Here is a 591-nt window from a genome sequence, read left to right as displayed (position 1 = left end):
CCAGTGCTCACCGACGAACCGACCGGCTCTCGCGCTGGATCGTTCAGCTGCATGCACGGGTAGGCTGGTACCGAACGCTGGTCGCGATCGCGAACAAGCACGCGCGGATCCTGTGGGCGATCCTGGCCAAAGGTGAGCGCTTCGATCCTTCATATACGCCCACGCCAGACACCAGCTCACATAAAACTTGACCTTCGGTCACACGGCTTTCTCCCAAGGACGCAATAGGCATGGATAGCGACAGGTCGGACCGGCAGCAGGCGAACTCGCGGAACCCGCAGGCGACACACTCCATGTGTACGCCGTGCGTCGGATGGAGTCCTGCTGCGCGGTTACTATCCTGGCCCGGGCACAGAAGCGACCGTGCCCCACAAGGCCGTTTATAGGTGTGCAGTCTGTCCCGCCGCTCACCGCCCAATGCGCCCGCTATAACATCGGAACCTAATCAATGACTGAATGAACCCGAAGCTTGCAAAATGGGAAAGTCCTTATAGGCGGGTTCCTGCTTCACCGAGTGGCCTGACTGCGCCATCTCTCCACGGGCTATCCGGGCATCGTCCTGCCCTTCCAACAGTTGCAATCCTCGTGTGA

Annotated in this window: 1 pseudogene; it reads left to right on the top strand. The window is 60.1% G+C overall.

Features of this window, described 5'->3' with window-relative positions:
* Positions 1-191, top strand: a pseudogene (locus G3N94_RS41950) (hypothetical protein); the annotation flags it as partial.
* Between the last annotated feature and the right edge of the window lie 400 nt (positions 192-591).

The sequence above is a fragment of the Burkholderia sp. Ac-20353 genome (genome assembly GCF_017104785.1).
Classification (GTDB): Bacteria; Pseudomonadota; Gammaproteobacteria; order Burkholderiales; family Burkholderiaceae; genus Burkholderia.
This window is presented reverse-complemented; position numbering and strand designations above follow the sequence as displayed.